4 protein-coding genes are annotated in these 4,464 nt (G+C 71.0%); 3 read left to right on the plus strand and 1 reads right to left on the minus strand.

The window, feature by feature from the left end; translation table 11 throughout:
• Positions 1-139: 139 nt before the first annotated feature.
• On the plus strand, positions 140-307 hold the full coding sequence (locus ACFV4G_RS38325) for a hypothetical protein (protein ID WP_380447311.1): 168 nt from the start codon (positions 140-142) through the stop codon (positions 305-307).
• 10 nt (positions 308-317) lie between these two features.
• On the opposite strand, the gene ACFV4G_RS38330 is transcribed toward ACFV4G_RS38325, so the two are convergent.
• Positions 318-1,919 (minus strand): M4 family metallopeptidase, encoded by a 1,602-nt coding sequence (locus ACFV4G_RS38330; RefSeq protein WP_380447313.1) that lies wholly within the window; start codon positions 1,917-1,919, stop codon positions 318-320.
• Positions 1,920-2,190: 271 nt separating this feature from the next.
• On the opposite strand from ACFV4G_RS38330, the gene ACFV4G_RS38335 reads away from it, so the two are divergent.
• Positions 2,191-3,000: an ABC transporter ATP-binding protein gene (locus ACFV4G_RS38335; protein ID WP_380447315.1), complete on the plus strand. Its 810-nt coding sequence runs from the start codon at positions 2,191-2,193 to the stop codon at positions 2,998-3,000.
• Between the two features lie 177 nt (positions 3,001-3,177).
• Positions 3,178-4,326, plus strand: a complete 1,149-nt coding sequence (gene efeO / locus ACFV4G_RS38340; RefSeq protein WP_380447317.1) for an iron uptake system protein EfeO — start codon at positions 3,178-3,180, stop codon at positions 4,324-4,326.
• Positions 4,327-4,464 lie beyond the last annotated feature (138 nt).

Below are 4,464 nucleotides of genomic sequence, written 5' to 3' on the forward strand. Positions count from 1 at the left end.
GGGGGGGGCGGGCCCCACCCCCCGGCGGTGTGTGTGCGTGGGCCCCCCCCCCCCCCCCGGGTTGCTTTTCCCCCCCCCCCCCCCCACCCCCACCCGGGGGGGCGGGGCCTTCGACGTCTGGCGGATCGACGGGCACCCGGTGGTGGACCCGGCGACGCCGCGGCAGCTGATCGAGTCCTTCATGCGGGCCGCGGCCGCCGCCGGTTCGTACAACGTGGGCGGGCCGATCGCGATCCCGGGGGCCGGCAATCAGTTCTTCACCGACGACACCCACCACGACCACGTCCACGTCGGGTTCACCGCCTGAGCGGCGGCCGTCAGTTGACCTTGACCGCGCTCCACGCCGCCGCGACGGCCTTGTACTCGGCGCTGTTGAGCCCGTACAGGTCGCTCGCGGCGTTGAGCGAGGCGGTGCGCGCGCCCTTGTAGTTGGTGGTGGACGTCATGTAGACGGTCAGCGCGCGGTACCAGATCTTGGCGATCTTCTGGTTGCCGACGCCGGTCACCTTGGAGCCGTTGCAGGTGGGGCTGTTGTACGCGACGCCGTTGATGGTCTTGCTGCCGCTGCCCTCACTGGCCAGGTAGAACCAGTGGTTGCCGACGCCGGAGGAGTAGTGGACGTTGAGCTTGCCGACGGTGGCGCTCCAGCAGTCCGCCGACTTGCCGTCCAGCGAGGGCTTGTCGAAGCGGCGCAGCCACGGCGGGGTGGACTGGTCGCTGAACAGGTAGTCGGGGGTGTCGACCTTGTTGTTGGCGAACCACTCGACCATCGTGCCGAAGATGTCGCTGGTGGACTCGTTGAGGCCGCCGGATTCCCCGCTGTAGCGGAGGTTGGCGGTGGCGCTGGTGACGCCGTGGGTCATCTCGTGGCCCATGGTGTCGAGGTCGACCTGCTCGGGGTCGCTGGTGCCGTTGCCGTCGCCGGTCATCATGCAGAAGCAGTCGTCGGACCACTGGGCGTTGTCCCAGTTGGTGCCGACGTGGACGAAGACGGTGGCGCCCTTGCCGTCGTTCTTGATGCCGTTCCGGCCGAAGGTCTTCTTGTAGTAGTCGTACGTCCAGGCGGTGTTCGCGTGGGCGTCGACGGCCGCGGTGGAGCGGTCGGTGGAGAACTTCTTGCCGTCGCCCCACACGTTCGTGCTGATGGTGAACGGCGTGCCGGAGGCCGCGGTGATGGCGTCGGCGGAGGCGTTGCCGGCGTCCTTGGTGACGTGGCCGCGCACGGGGTCCGCCAGGGTGTAGCCGCCGTCGGCGGCCGGGGTGGTGTCGACGGTGACGTCGCCGGTGTACTCGGAGTGGCCGGTGCCGGCGGCCTGGTGCTCCTTGTCGTAGGCCTCGATCTCGTCGCCGGTGGTGGCGTCGGTGACGACGACCCGGCCGGCGGGCTGGCCGTGCTCGCCGGTGCCGGCGACGGTGGTGCGCCAGGCGAGGCGGGGCGTGCCGTCGGCGGCCCAGACGACCAGTTCGGGCGTGCCGACGGCGTCGTGGACGCCCGGGGCGGAGGCGATCGCCTTGCCGGCGGTGGTCTGCGGGGCCACGGCCGGGGAGGTGGACGCCACGGCGGGGTCGTGGGCGGCGGCGCGGGTGGAGTCCTTGAGGCGGCCGCGGGCGTCCTGGTGGACGACGAGGTCGCCGCCGACGACGGGCAGGCCCTGGTAGGTGCGGTCGAAGCGGACGTGTGACGAGCCGTCGGCGTCCAGGACGACGTCCTTGAGCACGAGGTCCTGGCCGTCGCCGAACCCGAACACCCCGGCGTTGCGGGCCACGTTGGCGCGGGCCTGGGCGACCGCGGCGTCCCGTCCGGCGGGCGCGGCGGAGGCGGTGCCGGCGGGGACGGTGACGGCGACGAGGGCGGCGATGACGGCGGTGGCACCGGCTATGCGGGCACGACGGGACGCCGACGAGGAGGTGGGGCTCACTCTGACTCCAGTGGGGTGGTGACAGGGAAACGCGCGTGGCAGGGGACGCGCGTGGTTGGGGAAACGCGCGGTAAAGCTCGGGCGAAGTACGGCCCGCGAACAGCTGTGACCGAGATTGACGGTGATCGGTCATGAATGGCCAGGGGAATGGTCATATCTTTGCCAAGTTGTGTCCTGTGCAGATCAATCCAGACCGGGTCTGACCAGGGGTGAAGATCCAGCATGTGAACGGTTCATGACGGTCTGTTCGGGATGGTTGTACCGTGCACGCATGACATCGCCCGCCCCCCTGCTGCGCACCCGGGACGTGGACGTCGTCCGCGACGGCCGCCACCTCCTGCGCGGGATCTCCCTGACCATCCGGCCCGGCGAGCACTGGGCGCTGCTCGGCCCCAACGGCGCCGGGAAGTCCACGCTGCTCGCCCTCCTCGGGGCGGTCTCCCACCCGACCCGGGGCGAGGTGGACGTGCTCGGCCGCCGGCTCGGGCGGGTCGACGTCCGCGAACTGCGCGCCCACCTCGGGCACGTCAATCCGCGCCACCCGCTGCGCTCGCCGCTGACCGTGCGGGAGGTGGTGCTCACCGGGGCCACCAACACCATCGAGCCGGAGTGGCACCGCAAGCCCGCCCCCGGGGCGGTCGAGCGGGCGGAGCTCCTGATCGAGACCCTCGGCATGACGGCCATGGCCGGGGCCCCGTGGACGACGCTCTCCCAGGGCGAGCGCGGCCGGGCGCTGATCGCCCGCGCGCTGATGCCGAGCCCCCGCCTGCTCCTGCTCGACGAGCCGGCCACCGGGCTCGACCTGACCGCCCGCGAACTCCTGCTCGACAGCCTCGACCTGCTGCGCCACCAGCACCCCGACCTCGCCAGCGTGCTGGTCACTCACCACCTGGAGGAGTTGCCGGAGACGACGACCCACGCCCTCCTGCTGCGGGAGGGCGCGTGCGTGGCGGCCGGGCCGGTCGACGAGGTGATGACGACCGAACTGATCAGCGAGACCTTCGGCCACCCGATCCGGATCACCCGCCATGAGGGCCGCTGGACCGCCCGCGCCGCGGCCCGCCGCACTCCGGGGAGCTGAGCGCTGCTCTGACGAAGCGCCGCTCTTCGGGAGGCCGGAGGCGACGGACTCAGGGGGGTGGGTATCGCCGGTAAGGAAATCTTACGTAAGGTATGCCTTAGCTAATCACGAGGCGCCGACCCGGTCGGCGCCTCGCCACGCCCTGGCACACCCATGCCCTTTTCCGTTGGAGCCGTCATGCCCGCCCGTCGTCGTACGACCGCAGCCGCGCTGCTCACTCTCGCCGTCGCGACCGCGACGCTGGCCGGCTGTGCGGACAAGAAGGACGACAAGGCCGGTGGCGCCGACGCGGTGAAGATCAACGCCACCGACTCCGCGTGCGAGGTCTCGAAGACCTCCTTCCCGGCCGGCCACGTCGTCCTGGACATCAGCAACAAGGGCTCGAAGACCACCGAGGTCTACGTCTACGCCGAGGGCGACAAGATCGTCACCGAGCGCGAGAACATCGGCCCCGGCACCAAGGCGACCATCAACGCCGAGATCAAGGCCGGCTCGTACGAGATCGCCTGCAAGCCCGGCATGGTCGGCGACGGCATCCGGCAGAAGATCACGGTGACCGGCGAGGGCGCCGCCACCGCCTCCGCGGACCCGCGCCTGGCCGCCGCCGTCGACGCCTACCGCAGGTACGCGCAGGAGCAGGCCGACGCCACCATCCCGGCGGTCGAGGCCTTCGCCGCCGCGATCAAGGCGGGCGACGTGGAGAAGGCCAAGTCCCTCTACGCCCCCTCGCGCACCGGCTGGGAGCGCACCGAGCCGGTCGCCGAGAGCTTCGGCGACGTCGACCCGAAGACCGACACCCGCGAGGACAAGGTCGAGGCCGGCAAGCCGTGGACCGGCTGGCACCGCCTGGAGAAGTCCCTCTGGGCCGACGGGAAGATCGGCGACGACGAGAAGCAGCTCGCCGACCAGCTCGTGGGCGACCTGTTGGACTGGCAGAAGAAGATCCCCGAGGCGGAGATCACCGCGACCAGCATGGCCAACGGCGCCAAGGAGCTGCTGGACGAGGTCGCCACCAACAAGATCACCGGCGAGGAGGACCGCTACAGCCACACCGACCTGGCGGACTTCAACGCCAACGTCGAGGGCGCGCAGAAGGCGTACGAGCTGCTGAAGCCGGTCGCCGCCGAGAAGAACCCCGACCTCGCGAAGACCCTGGACTCCGAGTTCGCCTCGATCCAGGCGCTGCTCGCCAAGTACAAGCAGGCCGACGGCACCTACACGTCCTATGACAAGGTCACCGAGGCCGAGCGCAAGACCTTCTCCGACGCCGTCAACTCGCTGGGCGAGCCGCTGTCGAAGCTGGCCGCCGCCGTGGTCGTCAAGTAGCCGACCGCGCCGTGGCCGGCGCGTGACCGGCCGCGCGGTGGCCGTCGACCGACCGGCCACGCGGTGGGGGGCGGGCCGCCCCCCCACCCAAAGCTGTGTCTGATTCACAAAGGACCCTGCCGACGCAGATGATGTGGT

Origin of the sequence: Kitasatospora sp. NPDC059747 (genome assembly GCF_042732955.1) — a bacterium.
In the GTDB taxonomy this organism is placed as follows: Bacteria; Actinomycetota; Actinomycetes; order Streptomycetales; family Streptomycetaceae; genus Kitasatospora.